The following is a 25,766-nucleotide window of genomic DNA, read 5'->3' on the forward strand; positions in this document are numbered from 1 at the left end:
AAACCAGAAGAAATCCGCCATCCGCCATACCTCCTTGCTGGAGGATGGTGAATCATATCCCGGCGCTGCTGGGAATCCTGTTTATGGGTCCGGACCCTAGGATCATTTCACCGACCTCTTTGGTCTGAAGCCAGTTGTTGGCCCAAATCAAGTTTGCTTTGACTACTGTGCGCCGTCCCTGCCGTTTGTTGCGGGATGGATTGGCATCACTGCCTTTATCAGCGGGGTTATGGTACTAGCGTTCGCGTGGTGGCGACCGAAGCAATAATTGTTAGGCTCATCCGAAAGTCCGACTCTGGGCGCAACCGGACATCTGAAAATTTATCCGTTGCCCCCGCCCCCCCTGTCTTCGCATTTAACCGCATCTCCGCCGCGCTTCGCGCGTTCCACGCGGATGGCTGGAAAAACCCTTGTCCCGATCCTTGGCGATCAGCTGACTCATACGCTTGCCTCGCTGGAGGGCTTGGATAAGACCAAGGCGATCGTGTTGTTGATGGAGGTCTGGGACGAGACTCGGTACGTCAAGCATCACAAGCAGAAGATCGCGCTGATCTTTTCCGCGATGCGCCATTTCGCCGCCGAGATGGAGGAGCGGGGCTGGACGGTGGACTACGTCAAGCTGACCGACACAGCCAACACCGGCAGCTTCTCCGGTGAAGTGCAGCGCGCCGCCAAGCGCCACAAGGCTGGCGCGGTGCGCGTGGTGGAGCCGGGCGAGCTGCGGGTGCGCCAGATGATGGACGGCTGGGCGCAGGCGCTGGGCATCCCGGTCGACATTCTGCCCGATACCCGGTTCGTATGCGCCATCGACGAGTTCCGCGAATGGGCCGACGGGCGACGCGAACTGGTGATGGAGACGTTTTATCGCACCATGCGCCGCAAGACCGGGCTGCTGATGGCCGGCGATGGTCCCGAGGGCGGCGAATGGAACTACGATGCGCAAAACCGCGCCGCGCCTGACCGCCATCTGCGTCCCCCGCCTGTGCCCGACTTTGCGCCCGACGCCATGACGCAGGACGTCATCGCGCTGGTGGAGGAGCGCTTTGCCGACCATTTCGGCGATCTGGCGACGTTCAACTGGCCGGTCACCGCCGCGCAGGCCGATGCGGCGCTGACGGCCTTCATCGACGAGCGACTGGCGGGCTTCGGCAAGTATCAGGACGCGATGGTGTGGGGGCAGGACGACCTGTTCCACTCGCTGCTGTCCACCTCGATCAACCTGGGGCTGCTCGATCCGCTGGACTGCTGCCGCCGGGCGGAGGCGGCGTATCAGGCCGGGGACGCGCCGCTCAACGCGGTGGAGGGGTTCGTCCGCCAGATCATCGGCTGGCGCGAATATATCCGGGGCATGTACTGGCTGGAAATGCCGGCTTTGCGCGAGGCCAACGCGCTGGATGCCACCCGCCCCCTGCCCGAGTTCTACTGGACCGGCGAGACCGACATGCGCTGCATCGCCGATTGCGTGCGGTCAACGCGGGAAAATGCCCATGCCCACCACATCCAGCGGCTGATGGTGCTGGGCAATTTCGCGTTGATCGCCGGCATCGTACCTCAACAGGTCGAGGACTGGTTTCTGGTCGTCTATGCCGACGCGTACGAATGGGTGGAGCTGCCCAACGTGGCCGCCATGGCCTTGTGGGCGGACAAGGGCCGGCTGGCGTCCAAACCCTATGCGGCCAGCGGCAACTACATCAACAAGATGTCCGATTACTGCGGCGCGTGCGCGTACACCGTGTCGCGCAAGTTCGGCCCCGGCGCGTGCCCGTTCAATCCGCTGTACTGGCACTTCATGCACCGCCACCGCGCCCTGTTCGAACGCAACCGCCGGATCAGCCGGGTCTATGCCAACTGGGACCGGATGGGCCCGGAAAAGCAGCAGGCCTATCTCGACAGCGCCGAGGCATTCCTGGCGACTTTGAAGCCCGCCAGCTCCGGCTGGGCTACGGAATGCAGCTCATCGCATGATAGCAGCCTGCCGCTTCCAGCGCGGCGGCAGGAACTGGCCTTTGCGATGGACATACGCCAACAGCGCGATGCCCGCCGTGCTTGCTACCACCAGCGCGATGACTGACGCTTCGAGGCCGAACGCGCCGCCGGTCAGCCATTCCGGCCCGGTCAGGCGGGTGTCGAACAGGCCGAGCGGCGGCTTGCTGCCGGATACCGGGATTGACCAGATCCACCCTTGCGTGAAGTTCCAGCCCATGTGCAGGCCGATCGGCACCCACAGGCGGCGCGTCACCAGATAGGCCGCCCCCAACAGGATGCCCGCCTCGCACGCGATAGCGAAGGCCGCAAAGGGCGTGGCGTCCGGGTTCATCAGATGCGCCAGCCCGAAGAACGCGGACGTTGCGGCCAACGCGGCCCAGGTCCCGAACAGGGCCTCCAGCTGGCGCTGCACTACGCCACGAAACAACGCTTCTTCCATCATCCCGCTGGACAAGGCGATGCCCAGCCACACCCACAGCTGACCCTGACCGCGCACGCCGACGATAGTGAACCCGCCCAGCAGCGCGACAATGCCGGTGACCAGACTGAACAGCAGCACGCCCGCCAGGATACCCGCGCTTAGTTCTCCTGTAGCGCGCTCAGGGCGCATTGGCGTGGGCCGTATGCGCTCCACCCAGCGCGTGAATGCCAGATACCCTAGCAGGCTGCCGATCCCTATCAGGAGCCCGGCCACGGCCTTCATCGGCGAATCCCGATGCACCGGAAACGCATTGAATACGATCCCCGGCAGCACGCCGCCCAGAATCACCATTACCGCACCGATTGGGAGCAGTATCAAAGGATGGGCGATGAACCGCCGCAGCGGTGTCGGCCGTTCCGTTCCGATGAGCGCATTATCTTCGCTCGAAATGCTCGTCATCTGCCCGCACCCCTTATGTTCTGGACGCGCGTTGAACCCGATTTCGCCGGCGCTGTCGAGATCGACCGTTATTCGCGCTCGCGGCGCAGCAGTTCGCGCTTGATCGCATCGCCATAGGCATAGCCGCCAACCGTCCCGTCTGACCGGATCACCCGGTGACAGGGGATCAGCACCGCCACGGCGTTGGCGCCATTCGCGCTGCCTGCGGCGCGCACCGCGCCCGGCCTGCCGATCGCCGCCGCGATCTGGCCGTAGGTGCGGGTCTCACCGGGCGGGATACGCTGCAGCTCGCGCCAGACCGCTTCCTGAAAAGCGGTGCCCTGCACGTCCAGCGGAATGTCGGCCGCGTGGCCGGGACGCTCCACCGCGTCCACGACCTGGGCCACCAGCGCCGCGAACACCGCATCGCCTTCTACAAGCGTAGCGCGGGGAAAACGCGCTGCCAGATCGTCGCGCCATTCGCCAAAGGATACCCGGCATACGCCCTTGTCGGTCGCGGCCACCAGCATCGCCCCCAGCGAGGTTTCCACCACCGCCCAGCGGATGGTCACGCCCCTGCCCCCGTCAGCCCAGGCCGATGGCGCCATCCCCATTTTCCCCCTGGTCGCATCATAAAAGCGTGACGGCGCGCCGAACCCCGCCGCGTAGATCGCCTCGGTCACACTGCCCGTGTCACGCAACGCATCACGGGCACGCTCTTCCCGGCGGACGCGCGCATACTGTGCCGGGGAAAGACCCACCGCCTGCGTGAACACGCGCTGGAAATGCGTGGCGCTGTAGCCGGTGATCTGTGCAAGCGTTTCCAGCGACAGCACAAGGTCCGTGCCATCCAGCGCAGCCAAAGCCGTTGCAACAGCCTCCGCCTCACGCGAAACCTCGCCTGGGCGGCAGCGCAGGCAGGCCCGCAGCCCGAACCGCTCCGCATCCTCCACCGTATCGAAAAACCGCACGTTCTCGCGCAGGGGATGGCGGGCCGAGCAGGACGGGCGACAATATATCCCGGTGGACAACACCCCGGTGATGAAACGGCCATCGAAGCGCCGATCGCGCTCCAGCACTGCCTGCCAGGCCCACGCGTCATTCACACGCCCATTGGCGGCTTGCGGCCCATCCAGCGTCTGCGCGATTCGGTCGATCATCTGACATTCCCTTAGCCGACATTGATCGCGCTGTGCCCCATCGTTACCGATCGCGCATCCCGGACCTTGCGTTCAAACTAGATACTTCCCGCTTTGTCCTCAAGTTCATGGGCGCCTTGCATCATGACAGTATCGTCGCTATGCGCGCCTCGTCAGCGGGCTGGGGGAGCACGCTGTCGTGGTGCGCCCCCAGGTTCGACAAAACCGAAGTAAGGATAGGACGCGCGTGGAGAATTCCGGGGGCATCAAAGCCAGCCTGCAAGGCCGTTACGCCTCTGCGCTGTTCGATCTTGCCAGTGAAAACGGCACCGTCTCGGCGGTGGAGAACGATCTTGATGCCATCGGCCAGGCCCTTGGCGAAAGCGCCGAATTCGGCTCTCTGATTCGCAATCCGCAGGTCAGCCGCGAAGCCGCCACCCGCGCGATCGACGCCGTGGCGAACGTTCTGGGCACCTCCACGCTGACCCGCAATTTCCTGGGCGTTCTGGCTGGCAACCGCCGCCTGTCCGCATTGCCAGAGATCATCCGCGCGTTCGCCGCCATCGCCGCTGCCCAGCGCGGCGAGGCCACCGCGCAGGTTACCTCCGCACACGCACTGACCGACGAACAGGTCGAACAGCTCCGCCAGAAGCTGGAAGTGCGCGAAGGCCGCAAGGTCACGATCAAGACCAGCGTCGATCCGCAGATTTTGGGTGGCCTGGTCGTCACCATCGGCTCCAAGCGCATCGACAGCTCGATCCGCACCCGTCTCAATTCGCTCGCCCAGGCCATGAAGGGCTAAGAAAGGCAGAACAATGGATATCCGCGCAGCAGAAATCTCGAAGGTCATCAAGGACCAGATCGCCAGCTTCGGCACCGAAGCGCAGGTTTCGGAAGTCGGTTCGGTTCTGTCGGTCGGCGACGGCATCGCCCGCATCCACGGTCTCGACAAGGTCCAGGCCGGCGAGATGGTCGAATTCTCGAACGGCGTGCAGGGCATGGCCCTCAACCTCGAAGCCGACAACGTCGGCGTCGTGATCTTCGGCTCGGACGCCGAGATCAAGGAAGGCGATGTCGTCAAGCGCACCAACACCATCGTCGATGTGCCGGTTGGCAAGGGCCTCCTGGGCCGCGTGGTCGATGCGCTGGGCAACCCGATCGACGGCAAAGGCCCGATCGTGGCCGAAAAGCGTTCGCGCGTCGAAGCCAAGGCGCCCGGCATCATCCCGCGCAAGTCGGTGCATGAACCCGTGCAGACCGGCCTCAAAGCGATCGACGCGCTCGTGCCCGTGGGCCGCGGCCAGCGCGAACTGATCATCGGTGACCGCCAGACCGGAAAGACCGCCGTCGCCATCGACACCTTCATCAACCAGAAGGAAGCCAACGCCGGTACCGACGAGAGCAAGAAGCTGTATTGCATCTACGTCGCGATCGGCCAGAAGCGCTCGACCGTGGCGCAGATCGTGCGCCAGCTCGAAGAAAACGGCGCGATGGAATATTCCATCGTCGTGGCCGCCACCGCTTCGGAGCCTGCACCGCTGCAGTACCTCGCGCCCTACACCGGCGCCGCCATGGGCGAATTCTTCCGCGACAACGGCATGCACGCCGTCATCGTGTATGACGATCTTTCCAAGCAGGCCGTTGCCTATCGCCAGATGTCGCTGCTGCTGCGTCGTCCTCCCGGTCGCGAAGCCTATCCCGGCGACGTGTTCTATCTGCACAGCCGTTTGCTTGAGCGCGCCGCGAAGATGAACGACGAACAGGGTGCCGGCTCGCTCACTGCATTGCCGATAATCGAAACCCAGGCGGGCGACGTTTCGGCGTACATCCCGACCAACGTGATCTCGATCACCGACGGGCAGATCTTCCTGGAAACCGGCCTGTTCTATCAGGGCATCCGCCCGGCCATCAACGTCGGCCTCTCGGTGTCGCGCGTTGGCGGTGCGGCTCAGACCAAGGCGATGAAGAAGGTTGCCGGCTCGATCAAGCTGGAGCTGGCGCAGTACCGTGAAATGGCTGCCTTCGCGCAGTTCGGTTCCGACCTCGACGCCTCGACCCAGAAGCTGCTCAACCGCGGCGCGCGCCTGACCGAACTGCTCAAGCAGAAGCAGTTCTCGCCGCTCGCGTTCGAGGAACAGACCCTGTCGATCTTCGCGGGTACCAACGGCTATCTCGACAAGCTGCCGGTGTCGAAGGTCACCGAGTACGAGACCGAGATGCTGACGTACATGCACACCGAACATGCCGATGTGCTGGACCTGATCCGCACCACCAAGGACTTCGGTGACGAAGCCAAGAGCAAGGCCAAGGCCGCGCTCGACGCTTTCGCCAAGCAGTTCGCTTGAGATTTCACGAGAATCAACGCGTCAGGATAAACCCTCATTGGTTGTGGCCAGATGGTGGATCGGGACGCGTTGCTTCAAGTGATATCGTCAAGACTTTGAAGGGACCAGTGAGGCAGTACTGGGTGTGGTTTGACGAGGAGCTATCCGATGGCAGCGACGACGGCCCTTACGCCGCAGGAACTGTTGACGAAGAATTTCTCTCCGCTCTCAATGACTGACATTAGGGTAAACTAAATGGCCAGCCTTAAAGAACTCAAGGGCCGTATCAACTCGGTCAAGTCGACCCAGAAGATCACCAAGGCCAAGCAGATGGTCGCCGCGGCCAAGCTGCGCAAGGCGCAGGCCGCTGCCGAAGCCGCGCGTCCCTATGCCGCGCGTCTGGCCGAGGTGATGGCCTCGCTCGCCTCGAAGATCACCGTGACGGACAATAGTCCGAAACTGCTGGCCGGAACCGGCAGCGACAAGGTGCACCTGCTGGTGGTCGCCAACTCGGACAAGGGCTTGGCCGGCGCATTCAACGCCAACATCGTCAAGGCCGCCCGCGTCAAGGCGAAGGAACTGGAAGCGCAGGGCAAGACCGTCCTGTTCTACCTGATCGGCCGCAAGGGCCGCCCGGTGATCCGCCGCGAATATCCCGACCAGATCGCGCACATGTTCGACACCTCGGACGTGCGCTATCCCGGCTTCGACGAGGCCGAGCGCGTGGCGGACGAACTGGTGACGATGTACGAGGCCGGCAAGTTCGACGTGGCGCATCTGTTCTACTCGAAGTTCCGGTCCGCGCTGGTGCAGGAACCCACGCACCAGCAGATCATCCCGGTGCCGCCGCCCAAGGTCGCCGCCGTCAAGACCGACTCGGTAACCGAGTACGAGCCTGACGAAGAGGAAATCCTCGCCGCCCTGCTGCCGCGCTACCTCAAGACGCAACTGTTCGGCGCGCTGCTGGAAAACGCGGCATCCGAACAGGGCGCCTCGATGACCGCAATGGACAACGCCACACGCAATGCGGGTGACCTGATCCAGAAGCTGACCATCCAGTACAACCGCAGCCGCCAGGCCGCGATCACCACCGAACTCGTTGAAATCATCGCTGGCGCGGAAGCGCTGTAGCATAACCGTATTCGCTGGCGCGGAAGCGCTCTAAGAAACGCAGGCAAGGACACCATAATGGCCACCGCACCCGTGCTTAACCAGACCACTACCGGCAAGATCAGCCAGGTCATCGGCGCCGTCGTCGACGTGACTTTCGAAGGCGAACTGCCCGCTATTCTCTCCGCGCTGGAGACCAGCAACAACGGCCAGAAGCTGGTGCTCGAAGTGGCCCAGCACCTTGGCGAGAACACAGTTCGAACTATCGCCATGGACGGCACGGACGGCCTGACGCGCGGCCAGGACGTGCGCAGCACTGGCAAGCAGATCACCGTTCCGGTCGGCCCCAAGACGCTGGGCCGCATCATGAACGTTGTCGGCGATCCCATCGACGAGCGCGGCCCGGTCGGTTCGGACATGTTCGCGCCCATCCACGCGCAGGCCCCTGCCTTCGTTGATCAGTCCACCGAGGCGGCGATCCTGGTCACCGGCATCAAGGTCATCGACCTGCTCGCCCCCTACGCAAAGGGCGGCAAGATCGGCCTGTTCGGCGGCGCCGGCGTTGGCAAGACCGTGCTGATCCAGGAGTTGATCAACAACATCGCCAAGGGTCACGGCGGCGTGTCCGTGTTCGCCGGCGTGGGTGAACGCACCCGCGAAGGCAACGACCTGTATCACGAATTCCTCGACGCCGGCGTTATCGCCAAGGACGCCGAAGGCAACGCCACCTCGGAGGGCTCCAAGGTCGCGCTCGTGTTCGGCCAGATGAACGAGCCGCCGGGCGCCCGCGCCCGCGTCGCCCTGTCGGGCCTGACGATGGCCGAATACTTCCGCGACCAGGAAGGTCAGGACGTGCTGTTCTTCGTGGACAACATCTTCCGCTTCACCCAGGCTGGCGCCGAAGTGTCGGCGCTGCTGGGCCGTATTCCTTCGGCCGTGGGCTATCAGCCCACCTTGTCCACCGACATGGGCCAGTTGCAGGAGCGCATCACGTCCACCACCAAGGGTTCGATCACCTCGGTGCAGGCGATCTACGTTCCCGCGGACGACCTTACCGACCCCGCGCCTGCCGCCTCGTTCGCGCACCTTGACGCAACGACGACGCTGAACCGCGCGATCTCGGAACTGGGTATCTATCCGGCGGTCGATCCGCTCGACTCTACCTCACGCGTGCTGGAACCGCGCGTCGTGGGTGACGAGCATTACCAGACCGCGCGCCGCGTTCAGGAAACCCTGCAGAAGTACAAGTCGCTGCAGGACATCATCGCCATTCTGGGGATGGATGAACTGTCGGAAGAGGACAAGGTGACGGTCGCCCGCGCCCGCAAGATCCAGAAGTTCCTGTCGCAGCCGTTCCACGTGGCCGAAGTGTTCACCGGCATTTCCGGCAAGTTCGTGCAGTTGGAAGACACCGTGAAGTCGTTCAAGGCCGTCGTCGATGGTGAGTACGACCATCTGCCGGAAGCCGCGTTCTACATGGTCGGCGGCATCGATGAAGCCGTCGAAAAGGCCAAGAAGCTTGAGGCGGACGCCTGATATGCCGCTGCACTTCGAACTCGTCACGCCTGCGAAGCTGGTTCGGTCCGAGGACGTCCACATGGTGGTCGTGCCCGGCACCGAAGGCGAGTTCGGCGTGCTGCAGGGACATGCGCCCTTCATGTCGACTATCGCCGACGGCGCGTTGAAGGTCTACAAGACCGAGAACGGCGCGCCCGAAGAAATCCGCATCGTTGGCGGCTTTGCCGAAGTAGGCGATGCCGGGCTGACGGTGCTGGCCGAGCACGTCGAAGGCTGATCGGCTTTCACGCTGGTTGGCATTCACATGATAGAGAAAGGCGCTGCCGGGCAACCGGGGGCGCCTTTTTCGCCAGACGCGTTGGTAGCGTGATTCAGCGCGCTGCCCTGCTGAAAATCCAGTTCACGGCCTTGCTGCCGTCGGCCAGCGAAATCTGCGCGCGCAGCGTATCAGCGTCTCGCCAATAGCGGATGCGTTGGGGGTAATCGTGGCCGGTGTTGACGAACGTCACCTCGCTGCCTTTCGCAACGGTCGCCCGGAACGTGGTCCGTTCGCTGCCGCGCGGCGATGCCCGAAACACCAAACGACCGTTATCCCTAGCGATCTGCATCGTTTCCCAGCCGGCAGGTACGCGCGGTTTGCCGGTATCGCCACTGACGTTGGTGCCCATCATCACCCCGCCGCGTTCGGGCGACCAGCACTCCTCAGACCATTGCGTCCCGTTTTGGCTGAGCCAGCAGCCGGTCATCCATGTCGGCAGCGTGGAAGGCTCGGCTCCCGCAAGCGCAGCGCCTGAAGCCAGCAAAAACACCGCGATCATGACCTATCTCTCCACCCCTGGAACGCAGCAGCGTTGCATCCGGGATGCAGCAAGTCCAGCGCAAAGCGCTTTGCGAAATCGTAAGACCTCGTTGACTATGAAGCGACGTGCGTTTTCGGGGATCTTGGAAGGCAGGCGGGGTGCCTGAGGCTGGGGCTGGGGCTGAGGCTGGGGCCAATGCCATCACGCGCCGCCGCCTGGTGCAATTCGCATGCCTGCTGGCGTTCGCCGTCCTGATCCGGTGCCCCGCTTGGGGCGAATGGAATTTCGGCATCGACGACCAGTTCTATGCGCTGGTGGGCGAACGGCTGGCCAAGGGCGATCTGCTGTACGTCGATATCTGGGATCGCAAAGGGCCCCTGCTCTATCTGATCTTTGCGCTCATCGCGCTCGTCTCGCCAAGCATGCTGGCGTACCAGATAGTGGCGACAGTATCAGCCGCGCTGGGTGCCTACGGCATCAACCGCATCGCCCGCACCATCGCGACACCGGCGAGCGCGATGCTGTCCGGCCTGGTCTATCTCGCGCTGCTCAGCCGCTTCGAAGGCGACAATCTGGAAGCCGGCGTATTCTTCAACACCCTGACGATCGCGACCGTTTGGCTACTGATCGCACGCCTTGATCTGCTTCGGCAAGGTCGCATCGATGCCGGACTGGTCCTGGGTTTTTTCTGTGCCGGGCTTGCCATCGCGATCAAGCAGACGGTGGCGCTGGAAGGCGCGCTGTTCGGCCTGATCGCGAGCGTTCTTTTGGCCCGATCCGGGCGGGCGTGGCCGCACATCGCATGGCGGATCGGCGTGCTTGCGCTCGCCGGTGCCACACCGATGCTCGTGACGAGTGTGTTCTATTGGGCCGAAGGGCATTTCCCCGCCTTGTGGAACGCCATGGTCACCTCGAACTTCGCACGCGGCTATGCGGACCCGGCGATCCGGGTGAAGCGGATCTTCATAATGGCCGGCATGCTGGGCATCCCGCTGGTTTTTGCAGCGCTTGGGGGGCATGCGGCCTGGCGGGCGATGGCGCCAAGACTGGTCGTTGCGATCATCGTGTGCTGGGGGGCTGCGGCGCTGGCGCTGATATTCTCGTTTCCCAATATTTACGTGCATTATGCGCAGTCCGCCCTGCCGCCGCTGGCAATCCTGTGCGCGGCCTATTTCACGCATCGCCGCCCGGCATGGCCGGCACTGGCAGCGCTGATCGGCCTTAGCCTCGTGCTGTCCGGCACGTTTCATCGGGGGGACCGATGGCGCGCGCGGCCCGCCGCGCAGGCGCTGGTCGAATATGTGCGCACGGTAACCCCGGCCAGACGGCTGCTGGTATGGGGTGCGCCGAGCTATCTCTACGCCAAAGTCGGGGCCGTGCCCGTCAGTCCGCTCGCCTTCGCGCCGCATCTGTACGAAGGGCGCGAGTGGACCGGGCTGGACGAGCAGCGCGAAATGCGCCGCATCCTGGCCGCGCGGCCCGAAACGGTGGTGGCGCAAACCCCGCTTCCCTCCGCCCCCCTCAACGCAAGCACGGTGGCTATGGTCGACACGTATACCCGTGCTTGCGCCCACGCGCGGCGTTTCACGATCTATGACCACAACGGCGAACAGGTGCACACGGTATTCAGCGGCTGTGCGCCCTGACCAGCCTTGCGCGATCGGGCACCTTGGCCGCATTGCCTCTTTACATCGGCTTTCGCGCTGCCCATAGGCTTGGGGCATGACCTTTCGTCTCGGCCTAACCCTGCGACTTATCCGCCCTTGGGCGTGAGATGATGCGTCGTGCTGCGGCGCCTCGGCGCCCAAGGGACCTGATCGATATCCCTGCAGACGACATTACCCGAGCGAGAATACCCGTATGACCATGCTGAAAGACCCTTCGGTCAAGTATCGCCCGTTCCCGCAGATCGCCCTGGCGGATCGCCAGTGGCCATCGCGCACGATCACCCGCGCGCCGCGCTGGCTGTCCACCGACCTGCGCGATGGAAACCAGGCCCTCATCGACCCGATGGGTGCAGAAAAGAAGAACCGCTTCTTCGACCTGCTGGTGAAAATCGGCCTCAAGGAAATCGAGGTCGGCTTCCCAGCTGCCGGAGCCACCGAGTTCGATTTCATTCGCGGGCTGGTGGATCAGGATCGCATCCCGCAAGACGTGCTGGTGCAGGTGCTGACCCAGTCGCGTGAAGACCTGATCGAGCGGTCGTTCGAAAGCCTGATCGGCGCGCACTCGGCCATCGTCCATCTGTACAATGCGGTGTCGCCGCTGTGGCGCACGGTCGTGTTCGGGATGGAGCGCCATGAGATCCGCGCCATCGCCGAAAACGGAGCGAAAGTGCTGCGCGATCAGGCGGCGAAGTATCCGCAGACCCGCTGGCACTTCGAATACAGCCCCGAGACGTTTTCGACCGCCGAGCTCGATTTTTCGATCGAATGCTGCGAGGCGGTGATGGGCATTCTTCAGCCAACGCCGGAAAATCCGATCATCCTCAATCTGCCCGCCACGGTGGAAGCGGCAACGCCCAACATCTATGCCGATCAGATCGAGTATTTCTGCCGCAACCTGCCCAACCGGGATGCGGCGGTGATTTCGCTGCATACGCACAACGATCGCGGCACCGGCGTGGCGGCAGCGGAGCTTGGGTTGATGGCGGGCGCGGACCGCGTGGAAGGCTGCCTTTTCGGCAACGGCGAACGCACCGGCAACTGCTGTCTGGTGACCGTGGGCCTCAATCTCTACACGCAAGGCGTAGACCCGCAGTTGGACTTCTCGGATATCGACGAAGTGATCCAGACCGTGGAATACTGCAACCAGCTGAAGGTGGCGGAGCGGCATCCCTACGGCGGCGAACTGGTGTTCACCGCGTTCTCCGGCTCGCACCAGGATGCGATCAAGAAGGGCTTCGCGGCGCAGGAAAAGCGCAACGACGAGCTGTGGGCCGTGCCGTACCTGCCTATCGACCCGGCCGATCTGGGCCGCGATTACGAGGCAGTGATCCGCGTGAACTCGCAGTCCGGCAAGGGCGGTTTCGCCTGGGTGATCGAGCAGGACCAGGGCCTGAAGCTGCCCAAGCGGATGCAGGCGCACTTCTCCAAGCACGTGCAGGAACTGGCCGATACCCTGGGCCGCGAACTGCAGGCAGCGGATATCTGGGAGGTGTTCCGTAAGGCCTATCGCCTTGATGGGACGCAGCGCTTCCAGCTGATCGACTGGGACGAAGCCAAGGGGCCGGATGGCAGTCGCATCTTTGCCGGCAAGATCGGCGTCGACGGGCAGGAACAGTCCGTCTCGGGCCGGGGCAACGGGCTTATCTCGTCCGTCACCGCCACGCTCGCCGATAGCTTCGGCGTCCAGTTGGACGTGAAGGATTACGCTGAACATTCGATGGGCAAGAGCAGCGATGCGCGTGCTGCCGCTTATGTGGAATGCGTGCTGCCCGATGGCCGTACGGTGTGGGGCGTAGGCATCGACGAGGACGTAGCGACTGCCAGCGTCCGTGCGGTGCTCAGCGCCGCAAACGCAGCCTGATATAAACCACGGCGCTTCGGTGCGAACCCGGAGTGCCGTGGTTTATTGCTCCAAGATGCGCTTATAGAGCGCGAGGTATTCGTCCGCCATGCGTTCCACCGAGAAGCGCTCGGCGACCGTGCGGGCGATGGCGGCACGGTCCAGTGATCCGGCCTCGTTAACCGCCGCGATTGCTTCATCAAGGGTGTCGACCAAGTAGCCGGTGCGGCCATGGTCGATGATCTCGGGCATCGAGCCGCGCTGCACCGCGATCACTGGCGTGCCGCAGGCCATTGCCTCGATCACCGAAAGCCCGAACGGCTCGTCGAAATTGATCAGATGCAGCAGCGCGTGGGCCTGTTGCAGCGCCCTCACCCGCTCCGCGCCGCCAACGGTGCCGTGATAGACAACCTGGTCTCCGTCAATGTGCGGCAATACCGCGCGCTCGTAATACCCTTCGTCCTGCACCAGCCCGTAGATATGCAGCCGCCGTCCGCATTGACGTGCCACGGTAATGGCTTCGCGTGTGCCCTTGTGCGGGTGGATGCGGCCGAAATACAGCAGATCGGGCGTGCCGACCGGGTCGAGCGGAAAATCGTCCACCACGATACCGTGATGAATGGTCGCGGCATAGCGCAGGGCTGGATGGCGGTCCGATGCGCTGATCGCCACGTAATGCACCCGGTCCTGATAGGGCTGGTACATCGGCAGGATGCGGTCGGACGAAAAGCCGTGAATGGTGGTGACCATCGGTGTCTTTACAAGCGGCGCAAAGGCGTGGGCGGGGAAATCGGCCTGGTTGTGGATCAGGTCGAACCGGTCCGCCTGCGCGAACAGATGCGACAGGTGCCGATGCTCCCACACCTTTGCGTCGATCGCCGGATCTTCGTTGTAGGACGCGGGCACCACGCCATCCAGCGTCGCTGCGGTTTCGCTATCCAGCGTCGCGAACAGGGTCACGTCCACGCCGCGCGCCACCAGCGCTTCGGTGAGCAGGCTGGTGACCAGTTCCCACGGTCCGTAATGGCGTGGCGGGGTGCGCCACGCGATGGGAGCAAGCATGGCGATACGCATGGTTTTTACATGTTCTCCAGGCGCAGGATAACGCCTTCGTTGGGCGCCAAAGTGCCGGGCAGCGATGGACTGTCGAGCGTGGAAAGCAAGCGGTGCGCGCCGGCAAAATCCTCCGGGAGTGCGAACGATCGTGGCTGTTCGCACAGGTTGAGCGCGACCAGGATCCGCTCGCTCTCGTGGCCCCGCTCATACACGAGAACATCAGTATCGGAAGACAATACGCGAATATCGCCCACGCTCAGCGCCCGGTATTCGCGCCGCAGCGCCAATAGGGCGCGGTACAGGCTGAGCATCGAGCGGGCGTCCTGTGTCTGCACTGCAACGTTACGGACAAGCCAGTCGTCATTGAGCGGCAGCCACGGCTCGGTTGCGGAAAAGCCGGCGTGGGCGCTGTCGTCCCACGGCATGGGCGTGCGCCCGCCATCCCGGCCAAGGCCGAGACCCGGCTGGCGCAGATCCTGGGGATCACGCTCACGGCCCGGCGGGATGGTGACGCGCCCGATCCCCAGCTCATCGCCTTGGTACAGCGTGGGGGTGCCGCGCAAGGTTAGCAGCAGCATCGCCGCAACCCGCGCCTGCGCCTCGCCCAGCTTGCCGGCGATGCGCGGTGCATCGTGGCTGCCCAGCACCCAGTTGGGCCAGCCACCGTGCGGCAAGGCGGCCTCATAATCGGCGATGATGCGGGCCAGACTGTGTGCATTCCACGGTGCATCCAGCAGCAGAAAGTTGAAAGGCAGTTGCACGCCGGGCCGATCGGGCGTGCCGTAATACGTCATCAATTTGGGCAGAGGCAGGACGATCTCGCCCACGAGCAGCCGCTCGCCATACTGGTCCGCGATCTGCCGGAATGCGTGGGCGATGTCATGGATTTCGGGCTGATCGGCAGAGTTGGTCTGCAACACCAGGAACTTTTCGCCCATACCGGGGCGGTAATCCGGATTGGGGGGATTGTCAGGCAGGCCTTGCGCCTTGATGCAATGCCACAGCACGTCGATGCGAAAGCCATCGATGCCGCGACCGAACCAGAACCGCAGCACGTCCAGCATCGCGGCGCGCACATCCGGATTGCGCCAGTTGAGGTCCGCCTGCTCCTTCAGGAACGTATGCAGATAATACTGGCCGGTCAGCGCATCGAATTCCCACGCCGCACCGCCCATGTCGCTGGTCCAGTTGTTGGGCGGGCCGTCACCGGGCGCAGGATCGCGCCAGATATACCAGTCCCGCTTGGGATTATCGCGAGAGGACCGGCTTTCCACAAACCAGGGGTGCAGGGTCGAGCTGTGGTTGGGCACGAAGTCCAGCAACAGCTTCAGTCCGCGCGCGTGGATGTCCGCCAGCAGCGCATCGAAGCTGGCAAGATCGCCGAACATCGGCTCGATCCCGCAGTAATCCGACACGTCATAGCCGAAGTCGGCCATCGGCGAGGGAAATATCGGCGATAGCCAGATTGCATCGACGCCCAGTTTCTGGACATAATCCAGCCGGCAGCGAATGCCGTCCAGGTCGCCGATGCCATCGCCATCGCTATCCTGAAACGAGCGCGGATAGATCTGATAGATGACCGCGCTTTCCCACCACGGTCTGATCCCGTGCTCTTCCGCCTGAATACCCATGCGCTGCACAACGGGCCGGACGCGGTTAAGTTCACCGGCTCATCGCGCAAAAATGCGGCTTTTCTGCCGCCGCGCCTGCGATACCTTGGCATCACGGAACCCAAGCGCCTTTCGCGCGCTTGACCATACCATGGAAGAACCCCGGTCTATACAGTCTGAGGGCAATGTCCCTGAACACCACCGGCGGCGAATTTTGCGCATAGTTCGCAACGTCGCATTGGGATTGGTGGTTCTGATCTTTGCCATATGGCTGGTTCTGTTCATCACCAAGGGCCGCTTTCTGAAACACCCGTTCGAACGGATCGCCGGATCGCTGATGGAGCGGCAGGTGCGCGTCGGCGGTGACTTCCAACTCTATTTCGCGCCGCTGCGCATCAAGTTTGTGGCCGAGCGGCTGGACATCTCCAATCCGCAGTGGGCCGGCAAGCCTTCGCTTTTTGCGGCAGAGCGGGTGGATGCGCGCATTGCGCCGCTGTCGCTCCTGTTTGGCCGTCGGCACTTTTATTCGCTGGATCTGGTGAACGGCAACGTCGATCTCGAATGGGACAAGGCGCACCGCAACAACACGTGGACGTTCGGCAGCAAGACGGGCGGCAAGCCGCTCGAATTTCCCACCATCGACCGCGCTACGGTGCGCGGCACGCAGGTGCGGTATCTCGATCCGCGCATGCAGCTGCTGGCAGACCTGAAGATCGATCCGATCGTGTCGCAGCAGGCCAACATCGGTCAGGCCGTGGGATTGACCGGCACCGGCCGGTTCCGCGACACGCCGTTCCGCATGGAAGCAAGCCTGCTGTCGCCGGATGCCACCGTCAATCGGGGCAAGAACGCTCTCAAACTGCGGGCATGGGCCGCGGACAACATCATCGATGTCTCCGGCATTCTGCCATCGCTGGCGGACGTGGAGGACGTGCCGTTGCGGGTGAAAGCGCAGGGCAAGGACTTGTCGCAGTTGCTGTGGATCATCGACGTGGCGATCCCGCACACGCGCCGTTATGCGCTCACCGCGCAAATGGTGAAGGACAAGAGCGAATATCGCTTCACCAAGCTTGCCGGCACCTTCGGCCAGTCCGATCTGGCCGGGCAGCTTACGGTCAAAAACGAAGAGCGTTTGCGCCTGGATGCGGTGCTGACCACGCGGCGGCTGGATATCATCGATGCCGCCCCGTTCATCGGTTATAACCCCGACGTGGTCGCCGCCAAGGGGGCGGTTGCCGCTGCGGCCGCTACCGGCGCAGCGCCGCAGCGGATCATGCCGGACGCCGAACTGCCGGTGGCTACCATGCAGCGCTTTGATGCCACGCTGGACTGGAGGATCGCAGTCGTGCGTTCACGCCACGTGCCCATTTCCGATATCGGGATGAAACTGGCGCTGGACCGCGGGCGCCTCACCCTGTCGCCCCTGACGTTCTCGATGGCGCGTGGTGATGTGCGCTCCGATATCGTCATCAACACCCGCCAGCGCCCTTCCGCGATCAGCTACGACATTCGCATCGCGCCCACCCCGATGAGCCGGCTGCTGTCCGGGTTTGGCGTGGCAGAAGCAGGAACCACCGGCACCATGAAAGGACGCATCCGGCTGGAGGGTCGTGGAGATTCGATCCACGATTCGCTGGCTACTGCTTCGGGCCGGATCGCGTTCATCATGCCAAAAGGCACTTTGTCCACGCGCAACGCGCAGCTTGCCGAGCTTGATGTGGGCACGTTCGTGTCCAAGATGCTGGAAGACAAGCTGAACAAGCCGATCGAGATCAACTGCGGCTTGATCGCCTTCACCGTGCGGGGCGGCACCGCTGCGACCGACCCGATCCTGATCGACACCAGCAAAAATGTCATCACCGGGCGGGGCGGATTCAGCTTCGGCACCGAAGCGCTCGACATGGCCTTCAAGGCAGACGGCAAGAAGTTCAGCCTGTTCTCCGGCCAGTCCCCTGTGGGCATTGGCGGGCATTTCGCCGCTCCCAAACTGCAGGTGATCAGCCCGCAACTGCTGACCCGGGCCGGTGCGGGCATTGGCCTTGCAATTGTCGCCACGCCGATCGCCGGACTTCTCGCGTTCGTCGATGTGGGCGACGCCAAGTCCGCCGCCTGCGGACCGGTACTGACGGGTGCCAGCGCCGCTGCGCAGCGCACGTCGAAGGGCAAGCCGCGTAAGGACGTAGGCAACGGAACCGCGTCCAAAGCAGATTGACGCCAGGGAGAGCATCGATGCCAGCCAAATCCGCCGCACAACAAAAAGCCGCCGGTGCCGCCTTGTCCGCCAAGCGCGGTGATACGCCCAAGTCCAAGCTGCAAGGCGCCTCGCGCGACATGGAAAAGTCGATGTCCGAAAAGGAGCTGGAGGAACTGGCCTCCACCAAACGGAAGGGAAAGCCCGAGCATAAACGCAAGGACGGTTAGCGCTATCGGCAGGCGCTCCATCCGCCCGTGCGGCGTGCCTGATCCAGATGCAGGTGGTTGGCATGCGCGGCGTTGTAGTCCGGGGAAAGGACGGTGGAGAAACTGCGGCAGGCGGCGTCGCGGGCCATGTGCAAAAACGCCGCGTCGTCCGATGATTGGCCGGGCACGGTTTTCCAATCACGCAGCACGCTGATCCGCTGCCCGTCCGCCAGAACGAATGCGGCTATGTCGATGGCGTTGCCGCGCGAATGCTCGCTCCAGCGGCCCGTGCTGCCATTGCCGATGCGGCGGCAATGGTTGGTTCCCAGATGCTCGATGCGCACCACCTGCTGCCCGAAGATGGCCTTTGCCGCAGGTTGCACACCGTGGCGCAACCACCACGCCAGGCCACCGTCCACCGCGCACGTCGCCTGGGGCTGTGCGGGGACCAGCGATACGTCGAGAAACGCGGGCGCTGACAAGACCTTGCGGTCATCGCGCCTGCAGGTGCCCTGCCCTTGGGGAGCAAGCGCCTCGAAATCGATGCCACTGCGTTTCAGGAAATTACGGCACAAGCCACGGTCATCGCGCAAGGCAGCGATCTTGCGGGATGTCGCCCAGCCTTCGGGCTGATCGAGCGTCAACGGCGCCCAAGGGTCGTGCTGGGGGTGATCCGCCAGCCAGCCCCGGCCGGCCAGCAGCACGCCGCCCATCAGCAAGGTGGCAAGGGCGATGCGGTCGAAGGCGGAAAAAGCCATGGCACGGTAAACTGCGCGCCGGCCTTTTCGTTGCCTCAATCCATGATCGTGAACAGACCCCATGCCAGCCCGGTGGCGGCGATGAACAGCGACCAGGACCAGTAGAAGCTGTGGCCCGCCATCGTGATATGTTCGATCGTCAGCATGCCGCCGCTCGATCCACGCGAACCGATCACACCGGCGACGATCCATGTCAGCAGTGCGCCGGGAAACAGCGCCTTGATAAATGCCATTGTGACCCGTCCCTGCAGTTCGATGCGGGTGACCATCGCACAACCCAGGTTAAGCCCGCGTTAGCGCGCGATACGGCACTGCGCCGCTCCATCCGGCTTCCGGCCACCACGCCGTACCGCATGCCGCCACGCTGGCGGAACAAGCCTCCCTGCCTGTCGATTGATACCGGCGAAGGAGCACATTGCCATGACCATGATCGAAACCCGCGACGGAACCAGATTGCGCACCAAGACCCTTGGCGAAGGCCGCCCGGTCGTCCTCATCCACGGCTGGCCACTGTCCGCCGATTCGTGGGACCCGGTGATGATCGCCCTGGCACCCGGCGGCTATCGCGCCATCGCCTATGACCGCCGGGGCTTCGGTCGATCCGATCAGCCGCCCACGGGCTATGACTATGATACTTTCACCGACGATCTGGCCGATGTGATGCAAGCTACCGGGGCAACGCAGGACGTGGCGCTGGTCGGCTTCTCGATGGGTGGCGGCGAGATCGCGCGTTACATGTCGCGCCACGGCGGGCGCGGCGTGACGCAGGCGGTGCTGGTATCCTCGGTAGTGCCGTTCCTGCTACAGACTGACGACAATCCCAAGGGCGTGCCGGAAAAGACCATCGAAGAAATGACCGACGGCATGACGTCGGACTTTCGCAAGTTCTTCACCGGCTTCTTCAAGCAGTTCTACGGCGTGGGCCTGCTGCAGCACCCGGTGAGCGACGAAGAACTGCAATGGGCTTGGAACACCGCGATGCAGGCCGGGCAATATGCCACCCTGCAGTCCGCCGCAGCCTTTGCCTACACGGATTTTCGGCCCGACCTGCCGCATCTGACAGTGCCCACGCTGGTAATCCACGGCACCGCCGATGCGACCGTGCCGATCGAGGCGACCGGTCGTGCGGTAGCCGCGCAAGTCCCCTCGGCGGATCTTGTCGAATACGAAGGCGAGCCACATGGGGTGTTCGCCACCCAGACCCAGCGACTGGCCGAAGATATCCTGAGCTTCCTCGATGGCGAAAAGATCGAGGGCCGTCAGGGCATGATCGACGCCATGACGGCCGACACGTTGGCGATCGGCACCTTGTGACAAGGCTGTGGATAAGCCCGGCATAAACCGGGACAGCTGGTGGATAAAAAAAGGGGACCGCCGCGGCGGTCCCCTTTTTATTTCGTGAGGCGGCAGGAGATTATCCCGCCGCTGAAACTGTCACTGGTCCATGATGCCGCGTCCCACGTGGCTCTTGCGATAGCCATACAGGAAATAAAACGCGAGCCCGAACGCGCCCCAGATCGGCAAGACGAGCATCGCCTCGGTTGGCAGATTGAAGAACAGGCCCACGCAGCCGAGCGCGGCCACCGGCGCCACCACCCAGATCAGCGGCGTGCGGAACGGACGCACCCGGCCCGGATCGCGAACGCGCAGGATCATCACCGCAACCGAAACCATGAAGAACGCGAACAGCGTGCCCGAATTGGAGATGTCGGCAAGTTGCCCTACCGGCAGCAGCGCGGCAGCGATCGCCACGAAGACGCCGGTCATCAAGGTGACGATGTGCGGTGTTTTCCACTTGGGGTGGATGGTGGCGAGCTTGGCCGGCAACAGGCCGTCCCGCGCCATCACGAAGAAGATCCGCGTCTGGCCATACAGCATCATCAGGATGACGGAGGGCAGCGCCAGATTGGCGGCAAGCCCGATCAGATCGCCCGCGCGGGTATAATTGATCGAGCGCAGCACGTGCGCCAGCGCCTCGTTCGAGCAGACCAGTGGCGTGCTGCCTTTCGCGGCCAGCGCGGCGCACTGGGCGGTAAATTCAGCAGAGCCTGGCTGAACGCCCAGCGCGGTGGGCTGCGCACCGATCGCACCGATCGCGCCGGCTGCCACCAGCAGGTAGAAGACCGTACAGATCGCCAGAGAGCCGATCAAGCCGATCGGCACGTTGCGCTGCGGGTTCTTGGTTTCCTCCGCCGCAGTGGAAACCGCATCGAAGCCTACGTAGGCAAAGAAGATCGAGGCCGCTGCGCCGATGATGCCCATGCCGCTGGAGCCAGCAGGGCCGAACCAACCGTTGGGGGCGAACGGCGCGAAGTGTTCCGCGTTCATGCGCGGCAGCGCCAGCACCACGAACATCGTGAGCGCGGCGACCTTGATCGCCACCAGGACGGCGTTGAACGTGGCGCTTTCCTTGGTGCCGCGCATCAGCAGCAGCGTAACCCCAAGCGCGACGACCACAGCGGGCACGTTGATGATGCCGTGGCTGAAATCAACGCCGCTCAGCGTCCACGTTGGTCCTGCTGCCAATTGCGGTGGCAACGTGAACCCGGTCCAGCTTTTGACCAGCCCCATGAAGTAGCCCGACCAGCCGACCGACACCGCAGAGGCGGCAACCGCGTATTCCAGGATCAGCGCCCAGCCCACCATCCAGGCCAGCAATTCGCCCACAACCGCATAGGAGTAGGTGTAAGCCGAGCCCGACACCGGCACCATCGAGGCCAGTTCGGAATAACACAGCGCCGCCACCGCGCACACGAAGCCGGCGATGACGAAGCTCCACATCATGCCCGGTCCCGCCTTTTGCGCGGCGGCTGCGGTAAGCACGAAGATGCCGGTGCCGATGATCGCGCCCACGCCCAGCAGCGTCAGCTGCACCGGGCCAAGCGATCGATGAAGAGATTTCTTTTCCGCCGTCGCCAGGATGGCATCCAGCGGCTTTACCCGTCCGAACATTATGGACCCCTCAATTTTGATGAACGGAGGCTAACGACAAGCGCTCGCTTGGCAAGAGCGATTGGCAGGAGATTCCCCAATATCGTAATATTGTTGCAGCAACCGTGATGGATGGCCCTGCCGATTTGCGCAGCGCGGCGCGCGCGGCTAGAGGTTTGGCCATGTCAACGACCTTCCAGCTCGACACCGCGACCAGCCGCGCCAACCCCACGCCCGCGCCGATGAAGCGCCTGACGATCCCGGCCATCCGCCGCCGCAAGCGCGATGGCGTGACGGCAGAGCCGATCGTGATGCTCACCGCCTACACTGCCCGCCAGGCGCAGCTGCTCGATGCGCATTGCGACCTGCTGCTGGTGGGCGACAGTCTGGGCCAGGTGATCTACGGCCTGCCGTCCAGCGTGCCGGTCACCCTGGACCTGATGATCGCGCACGGCGCGGCGGTGGTGCGCGGCAGCTATCACGCCGCCGTGATCGTCGACATGCCGTTCGGCGCGTATGAACAGTCCCCCCAGCAGGCATTCGCCAGCGCCGCGCGGGTGCTGAAGGAAACCGGCTGCGCGGGCGTGAAGCTGGAAGGCGGCGCGGCGATGGCCGAAACCGTGCGCTTTTTGACAGAGCGCGGCATCCCGGTGATGGGCCATGTCGGCCTCACCCCGCAGGCGGTCAACATCCTGGGCGGCTACAACGCGCGCGGCCGCAGCGACGCGGAGGCGGACAAGATCGTTGCCGACACGCAGGCGCTGGATCAGGCCGGCGCATTCGCCGTCGTGATCGAAGGCGTGGTCGAGCCGATCGCCATCGCCGCAACCAAAGCGGTGTCCTGCCCTACCATCGGCATCGGTGCGTCTGCCCGGTGTGACGGTCAGGTGCTGGTCACCGAAGACATGCTGGGCATGTTCGAGCGGGTGCCGCGCTTCGTGAAGCGGTACGCCGACGTGGCGTCCGTGGTGACCGAGGCAGCGGCGCAATACGCTGCCGAGGTTCGGGATCGCAGCTTCCCCGGTACCGAACAGACCTACCAGCCGAAATGACCGGATGCGCGCGTCAGTCCGGGTCTCGCACGAAGTAGCTTGCCAGCTCGACATGGGTGGACCACCGGAACTGGCCCACGGGGCGCAGCTCCACCAGCCGGAATCCCGCCTCGACCAGTCGGGCGGCATCGCGCGACCAGCTCGACGGATTGCAGCTGATATACACCACGCGGCCCACGGCGGACGCGGCGATGCACTCCACCTGCTCGCGCGCGCCGGCACGGGGCGGATCGAGCACCACGGCGGCAAAGCGGCTGAGTTCGTCGGGTTGCAGCGGGTTGCGGAACAAGTCCCGGTGTGCGCAGAAGATCGGCAACTGCGCACGGTCCGCGCCCGCCTTGCAGGCAAGATGGGCATCGCGCGCGGCTTCGGCGGCCAGCACCTTGGTATCCGGCCCGGCCAGCGCGAACGCGAAGGTGCCAAGGCCGGAAAACAAGTCCGCAACGGTGGGCGCGCCGGCCAGCCAGGTGCGTGCAGCGTCCACCAGCGCCGCCTGCCCATCCAGCGTGGCCTGCAGGAAGCTGCCGGGCGGGAATGGCACTTTTACGCTGCCGAGCGTCACGGTGACCGGCACCGGCTCCCACACCGTTTCGAAGCCGTAGCCGCCGTCCATCGTCAGGCGGGCCAGCGCGTGATCGCGCGCGAAGTCCAGCATCGCTTCGGTTGCGGACAGACCTTCGGCGGTAAGACCCTTGATCCCCAGATCGACACCCTGATCGACCAGCGTCATCTCGATATCGGCGGCCATGCGCGGGGTTGCGGCCTTGCCGGGCCGGCCCTTCTTCGCCGGCGCGGCCTTGCCCATAGTGATCAGCAGCTTACGCAAAGGGCCCAGCAGCACGGTCAGTTCCGGCGCCAGCACCGGGCACTCCTCAAGCTCGACCACCCGGTGCGACTTGGCTTCGCGATACCCGATGACAACCCGCCCACCCGAACTTTCGGCGCGCAGCGACGCGCGGCGGCGTGAGGCCGGGGGTGACAGGTGTGGCGGCGCGATCTGTTCTGCCCCCAGCCCCTGCCCGGTGGAGGCGTTGGCCACCCGGCTTTCGACGAAATGCACCAGGCTCGGCTCGTCAAGCTGCTGCAACTGGCAGCCCCCGCAGCGCCCGAAATGGCGACACGGCGGGGCCACGTGATGCGGGCCCCATTCCAGCGTGCCGTCGGACTTCAGGATATCGCCGGGCGCCGCGCCCCAGGCGAAGCGGCCGGACGCTGTAACGCCATCGCCCTTTGAGGCGATACGCAGGATTTCTTCAGATTCGGTCATAGTGTCCACCCAGCCGCGCCTAGCAGCGATGCTCAACCCTGCCCAGCCTGCACACAGCGCGCAAAGGCTTGGGCAATCGCCGCTGCAAGCCGCCCGGCGGTGAACGCAGGCGGGCACAGCCGGGCCGCTTCGCCGTGCAGCCATACGCCGCGCTGCGCGGCTACGGCGGGATCGTCCCCACAGGCAAGGCGGCTGGCGATGGTGCCGGCCAGCACGTCACCGGTGCCGGCGGTGGAGAGCCACGCACTGGCACGCGGCGCGCAGGTGGCAACGCCGTCCGGGCTGGCGATGACGGTATCCGGCCCCTTGGCCACAACCACCATGCCGCTGCGCCGGGCGAGTGCCAGCGCACGGTCGATCTTGCTGCCGACAGCGCCCAGCCCGAAGGCCGTTTCCAGCGCCGCAAGTTCGCCTTCGTGGGGCGTGGCGATGGTGGTGCCGGGCATGCGGTGGGCGATGGCGTTAGGCGTCAGCAGCATGAGCGCGTCCGCGTCGATCACCAGCTTGGCTTTGGACGCCACCGCCGCTTGCAACCGCGCACGGGCGGTATCGTCCCGGCCCAGACCCGGCCCGATCAGCAGCGCGCCAATCCGGTTGTCGTCCAAAGCGTGGTCGAGCGGCCGGGCATCGCGCACAAGGTCCAGCGGCACGTCGGCGCTTTGGTCGCTCAGCAGCTTGACGTAGCCGGCCCCCGCCCCTTGCGCGGCCGTGCACGCCAGCAGGGCCGCGCCGGGCATCGCCCCGCCCACCACGGCAAGCAGTCCGCGCCGATACTTGTGCGCGTCCGGCCCCGGCGGCGTGATGACCGGCTTTGCCAATGCCGTCACGCATGAGCTTGCCGCGATGCCGATCGGCACCAGGCGCAGTGCGCCCATCCGCGCCGTGGCCGGCATCAGAAAGTGCGCGCGTTTCCATGCCCCCAGCGCCAGGGTGAGATCGAAGGCGGGGATACTGTCGCCCAGAATAGCCCCACCGTCCGCCTCCACTCCGCTGGGCAGATCCACGGCGATGCGCTTTTCGTGGGACGCCGCGAGGGCATTCAGCAGCCTGCCGTGGTGATCCGATAGACACCGGGTGAGCCCATTGCCGAACAGGCAATCGACCAGCACCGCGCCCGAAACGTCCGTGCCGCCTTGCATGACCGTGCTCTGGAACAGCGCGCGGGCCGTGCGGCAAGCCTCGCTTTTCGGAGCGTCGGGGGCTACGACTCGCACGTCGCCGCCACGTTCCTGCAGCACTTGCGCGATGACATAGCCATCGCCGCCGTTGTTGCCCGGCCCGCACAACACGGTGACGCGGTGCTTGCCCGCGATGCGCCATACCCACTCCGCCGCGCCGCGCCCAGCCTGCTGCATCAGCGCATCCACGCTGACGCCTTGCGCGACCAGCGCCTGCTCAGCGCTCCGCATCTGCGCCACGGTCAGGATCGGATCGGCAGGCGGCATCAAT

22 protein-coding genes are annotated in these 25,766 nt (G+C 64.4%); 12 read left to right on the forward strand and 10 right to left on the reverse strand.

Annotation, left to right across the window (positions count from 1 at the left end):
- Positions 1 to 394: 394 nt before the first annotated feature.
- Complete coding sequence (locus ASE49_RS13060; RefSeq protein WP_082456469.1) at positions 395 to 2,071, forward strand: cryptochrome/photolyase family protein; 1,677 nt, start codon at positions 395 to 397, stop codon at positions 2,069 to 2,071.
- On the opposite strand, the gene ASE49_RS17870 is transcribed toward ASE49_RS13060, so the two are convergent.
- Positions 1,955 to 2,866, reverse strand: a complete 912-nt coding sequence (locus tag ASE49_RS17870) for a CPBP family intramembrane glutamic endopeptidase (protein ID WP_082456470.1) — start codon at positions 2,864 to 2,866, stop codon at positions 1,955 to 1,957. The two genes, ASE49_RS13060 and ASE49_RS17870, sit on opposite strands and share 117 nt — an antisense overlap.
- Before the next feature lie 68 nt (positions 2,867 to 2,934).
- Positions 2,935 to 4,005, reverse strand: a complete 1,071-nt coding sequence (locus ASE49_RS13070) for a bifunctional transcriptional activator/DNA repair enzyme AdaA (RefSeq protein ID WP_056773285.1) — start codon at positions 4,003 to 4,005, stop codon at positions 2,935 to 2,937.
- Positions 4,006 to 4,231: 226 nt separating this feature from the next.
- On the opposite strand from ASE49_RS13070, the gene ASE49_RS13075 reads away from it, so the two are divergent.
- The 5 genes from ASE49_RS13075 (at position 4,232) to ASE49_RS13095 (ending at position 9,213) form a co-directional block, all read left to right on the forward strand.
- Positions 4,232 to 4,786 (forward strand): F0F1 ATP synthase subunit delta, encoded by a 555-nt coding sequence (locus ASE49_RS13075; RefSeq protein WP_056773289.1) that lies wholly within the window; start codon positions 4,232 to 4,234, stop codon positions 4,784 to 4,786.
- A 13-nt stretch (positions 4,787 to 4,799) separates the two neighbouring features.
- A complete protein-coding gene (gene atpA, locus ASE49_RS13080; protein ID WP_056773292.1) occupies positions 4,800 to 6,329 on the forward strand; it encodes a F0F1 ATP synthase subunit alpha in 1,530 nt (509 codons plus the stop codon).
- A 234-nt stretch (positions 6,330 to 6,563) separates the two neighbouring features.
- The gene (locus tag ASE49_RS13085) at positions 6,564 to 7,439 is read left to right on the forward strand and encodes a F0F1 ATP synthase subunit gamma (RefSeq protein ID WP_056773295.1); all 876 of its coding nucleotides are present in this window, start codon (positions 6,564 to 6,566) and stop codon (positions 7,437 to 7,439) included.
- Positions 7,440 to 7,496: 57 nt separating this feature from the next.
- The gene (gene atpD / locus ASE49_RS13090; RefSeq protein WP_056773298.1) at positions 7,497 to 8,954 is read left to right on the forward strand and encodes a F0F1 ATP synthase subunit beta; all 1,458 of its coding nucleotides are present in this window, start codon (positions 7,497 to 7,499) and stop codon (positions 8,952 to 8,954) included.
- 1 nt (position 8,955) lies between these two features.
- A complete protein-coding gene (locus ASE49_RS13095) occupies positions 8,956 to 9,213 on the forward strand; it encodes an ATP synthase F1 subunit epsilon (protein ID WP_056773300.1) in 258 nt (85 codons plus the stop codon).
- Between the two features lie 94 nt (positions 9,214 to 9,307).
- Here ASE49_RS13095 and ASE49_RS13100 read toward each other — a convergent pair whose 3' ends face one another.
- Complete coding sequence (locus tag ASE49_RS13100) at positions 9,308 to 9,754, reverse strand: DUF6265 family protein (protein ID WP_056773304.1); 447 nt, start codon at positions 9,752 to 9,754, stop codon at positions 9,308 to 9,310.
- Positions 9,755 to 9,894: 140 nt separating this feature from the next.
- On the opposite strand from ASE49_RS13100, the gene ASE49_RS13105 reads away from it, so the two are divergent.
- Both ASE49_RS13105 and leuA read left to right on the forward strand, forming a co-directional pair.
- Positions 9,895 to 11,382: a hypothetical protein gene (locus tag ASE49_RS13105; protein ID WP_056773307.1), complete on the forward strand. Its 1,488-nt coding sequence runs from the start codon at positions 9,895 to 9,897 to the stop codon at positions 11,380 to 11,382.
- Between the two features lie 214 nt (positions 11,383 to 11,596).
- The gene (leuA, locus tag ASE49_RS13110; RefSeq protein ID WP_056773310.1) at positions 11,597 to 13,264 is read left to right on the forward strand and encodes a 2-isopropylmalate synthase; all 1,668 of its coding nucleotides are present in this window, start codon (positions 11,597 to 11,599) and stop codon (positions 13,262 to 13,264) included.
- A gap of 42 nt (positions 13,265 to 13,306) precedes the next feature.
- On the opposite strand, the gene ASE49_RS13115 is transcribed toward leuA, so the two are convergent.
- Together ASE49_RS13115 and ASE49_RS13120 are read right to left on the reverse strand one after the other, a co-directional pair.
- Positions 13,307 to 14,317: a glycosyltransferase family 4 protein gene (locus ASE49_RS13115; RefSeq protein ID WP_056773313.1), complete on the reverse strand. Its 1,011-nt coding sequence runs from the start codon at positions 14,315 to 14,317 to the stop codon at positions 13,307 to 13,309.
- Positions 14,318 to 14,322: 5 nt separating this feature from the next.
- Entirely contained in the window at positions 14,323 to 15,930 is a 1,608-nt protein-coding gene (locus ASE49_RS13120; RefSeq protein WP_056773316.1) for an alpha-amylase family glycosyl hydrolase, read from the reverse strand.
- A gap of 130 nt (positions 15,931 to 16,060) precedes the next feature.
- Here ASE49_RS13120 and ASE49_RS13125 point away from each other — a divergent pair, with 130 nt between their 5' ends.
- Both ASE49_RS13125 and ASE49_RS13130 read left to right on the forward strand, forming a co-directional pair.
- Entirely contained in the window at positions 16,061 to 18,121 is a 2,061-nt protein-coding gene (locus ASE49_RS13125; protein ID WP_056773319.1) for an AsmA family protein, read from the forward strand.
- Between the two features lie 17 nt (positions 18,122 to 18,138).
- Positions 18,139 to 18,330 (forward strand): DUF3008 family protein, encoded by a 192-nt coding sequence (locus tag ASE49_RS13130; RefSeq protein WP_056773322.1) that lies wholly within the window; start codon positions 18,139 to 18,141, stop codon positions 18,328 to 18,330.
- 2 nt (positions 18,331 to 18,332) lie between these two features.
- Here the strand turns inward: ASE49_RS13130 and ASE49_RS13135 are convergent, their stop codons facing one another.
- Both ASE49_RS13135 and ASE49_RS13140 read right to left on the reverse strand, forming a co-directional pair.
- On the reverse strand, positions 18,333 to 19,067 hold the full coding sequence (locus tag ASE49_RS13135; RefSeq protein WP_056773326.1) for an extensin-like domain-containing protein: 735 nt from the start codon (positions 19,065 to 19,067) through the stop codon (positions 18,333 to 18,335).
- Between the two features lie 35 nt (positions 19,068 to 19,102).
- Positions 19,103 to 19,300, reverse strand: a complete 198-nt coding sequence (locus ASE49_RS13140; protein ID WP_056773899.1) for a hypothetical protein — start codon at positions 19,298 to 19,300, stop codon at positions 19,103 to 19,105.
- Between the two features lie 187 nt (positions 19,301 to 19,487).
- Here ASE49_RS13140 and ASE49_RS13145 point away from each other — a divergent pair, with 187 nt between their 5' ends.
- Positions 19,488 to 20,381: an alpha/beta fold hydrolase gene (locus tag ASE49_RS13145; RefSeq protein WP_056773329.1), complete on the forward strand. Its 894-nt coding sequence runs from the start codon at positions 19,488 to 19,490 to the stop codon at positions 20,379 to 20,381.
- Between the two features lie 120 nt (positions 20,382 to 20,501).
- On the opposite strand, the gene ASE49_RS13150 is transcribed toward ASE49_RS13145, so the two are convergent.
- Positions 20,502 to 22,019 (reverse strand): amino acid permease, encoded by a 1,518-nt coding sequence (locus ASE49_RS13150; protein ID WP_056773330.1) that lies wholly within the window; start codon positions 22,017 to 22,019, stop codon positions 20,502 to 20,504.
- A gap of 161 nt (positions 22,020 to 22,180) precedes the next feature.
- Between ASE49_RS13150 and panB the strand changes: the two genes are divergently transcribed.
- On the forward strand, positions 22,181 to 23,050 hold the full coding sequence (gene panB / locus ASE49_RS13155) for a 3-methyl-2-oxobutanoate hydroxymethyltransferase (protein WP_056773902.1): 870 nt from the start codon (positions 22,181 to 22,183) through the stop codon (positions 23,048 to 23,050).
- Positions 23,051 to 23,063: 13 nt separating this feature from the next.
- On the opposite strand, the gene ASE49_RS13160 is transcribed toward panB, so the two are convergent.
- Positions 23,064 to 24,317 carry a class I SAM-dependent RNA methyltransferase gene (locus tag ASE49_RS13160; protein ID WP_056773334.1) on the reverse strand — a complete coding sequence of 418 codons (1,254 nt, stop codon included), beginning with the start codon at positions 24,315 to 24,317 and terminating at the stop codon, positions 23,064 to 23,066.
- A gap of 32 nt (positions 24,318 to 24,349) precedes the next feature.
- Positions 24,350 to 25,762, reverse strand: coding sequence for an NAD(P)H-hydrate epimerase (locus ASE49_RS13165; protein ID WP_056773337.1), 1,413 nt, complete (start codon positions 25,760 to 25,762; stop codon positions 24,350 to 24,352).
- Positions 25,763 to 25,766: the final 4 nt, after the last annotated feature.

The organism is Novosphingobium sp. Leaf2 (genome assembly GCF_001421325.1).
GTDB lineage: Bacteria > Pseudomonadota > Alphaproteobacteria > Sphingomonadales > Sphingomonadaceae > Novosphingobium.